Origin of the sequence: Candidatus Pelagibacter communis, from assembly GCF_001180225.1 — a bacterium.
GTDB lineage: Bacteria > Pseudomonadota > Alphaproteobacteria > Pelagibacterales > Pelagibacteraceae > Pelagibacter > Pelagibacter ubique_D.
This window is the reverse complement of sequence record NZ_CVST01000060.1, coordinates 1-1525: the sequence shown is the minus strand read 5'-3', so window position 1 is coordinate 1525 and position 1525 is coordinate 1. Positions and strand designations below refer to the sequence as shown.

Sequence of the window (1525 nt, the reverse complement as noted above, 5' to 3'; positions counted from 1 at the left end):
TAAATTTTAATATCAATTTCCCACTTACAACTATCACAGAAGTTAAAGGAGAAAATGCTCATGAACTTTTCAAATGGGCAAAAGATAATCATGGTAAATCTGCTGTTCCAAAATGGAATTTTCATAAAATTTTAATTAACAAAGAAGGAAAAGTTGAAGATACATTTGCATCTTTTACTAAACCAATGTCAAAAAAGTTAATTAAATCAATTGAAAATATTTTATAATTCTAAAGTTAAACCATCATGAGCAGGTATAACATTTTTAGGTAATAACTTTTTAAGTACTTTATAATCTAAAACTGGTGATAAATTTGTAAGAATAGCTTTTTTGGGATTGAACATTTTGATTATATTAAGTGAACTTTCCAAGTTGAAATGTGATGGGTGAAAATTGTACCATAAACAATCAATTATTAAATATTTCAAGTTTTTAAAATATTTGAAATCTTTTTTAAAAATTTTACTTACATCACTGATATAAGCTAATTTTTTATCAATAATAAAACAATTTGAATCAACCTTACCATGCTCAACCGTAATAGATTGAATATTAATTTTTTTATTCTTATTTCTTGTATAAATATTTTTTGGCAATTTATTTAAATTTAATGTTGCTGGATATTCTTTTGAGTAACTTTTGAAAATGTATGAAAATGAATTTTTAAGATATTTTGAAGTATCACTATCCGCATAAACATCAATTTGTTTTCTGCTATTTATATAAAAAGATCTTAAATCATTAATTCCATGGGTTTGATCTCCATGCATATGAGAAAAAAGAACTTTATTTATTTTTTTAATTTTATGTCTTAAAAGTTGTTCTCTTAAATCTGGTGAAGTATCTATTAGTATATTTTCATTAGTAGTTTTCAATAAAGCTGAGCATCTTGTTCTGTAATTTTTTTTATTATTTGGGTCACAATTTCCAAAAAAACCATCTGGTCTTGGTACACCCATTGAACTACCACAGCCTAAAATAATAAATTTCATATTTGTTAATTAAAAAAAAGTTTATTAAAATTATTTGTAGTAATCTCTACCAGTTCTTTTTTTGAAATATTCTTTATTTCAGCTAATTTTTCAGCTGTAAAATTGATAAATGATGGTTCATTTTTTTTTCCTCTATTTGGCACTGGCGCCAAAAAGGGACTATCGGTTTCAATTAAAATATTTTCATTTGGGATTGATTTAAATGTCTCTTGTAAATCAACTGAATTTTTAAAAGTAATTATTCCACTAGCAGAAAAGTAAGAATTTAAAGATAATAATTTTTCTGAAAATTCTTTTGAACCAGTAAAACAATGCATTAAAATTTTAATATTCTCATCTTTATATTGATTTAGAATTTCAAATGTTTCGTCTTCAGCATTTCTTGAATGAACAATTAGAGGAACATTGGTCTTTATTGAAGCTTCTATATGTTCTTTAAAACTGGCAATTTGTTTATCTTTTTCACTATTATTATAATAAAAATCTAATCCAGTTTCACCAATACCTATAATTTTTTTGTTATTTTTTAAGTT

At 23.9% G+C, this 1525-nt stretch carries 2 protein-coding genes and 1 pseudogene; 1 reads left to right on the top strand and 2 read right to left on the bottom strand.

Annotation, left to right across the window (positions count from 1 at the left end):
• Nucleotides 1–227, top strand: a pseudogene (locus tag AMN99_RS05805) (glutathione peroxidase); the annotation flags it as partial.
• On the opposite strand, the gene AMN99_RS04930 reads toward AMN99_RS05805, so the two are convergent.
• The gene (locus tag AMN99_RS04930) at nucleotides 222–992 is read right to left on the bottom strand and encodes an MBL fold metallo-hydrolase (RefSeq protein WP_075506711.1); all 771 of its coding nucleotides are present in this window, start codon (nucleotides 990–992) and stop codon (nucleotides 222–224) included. The pseudogene AMN99_RS05805 and the gene AMN99_RS04930 overlap by 6 nt on opposite strands.
• Nucleotides 993–997: 5 nt before the next feature.
• A partial coding sequence (locus AMN99_RS04925; RefSeq protein WP_075506710.1) for a TatD family hydrolase occupies nucleotides 998–1525 on the bottom strand: 528 nt, incomplete at its 5' end.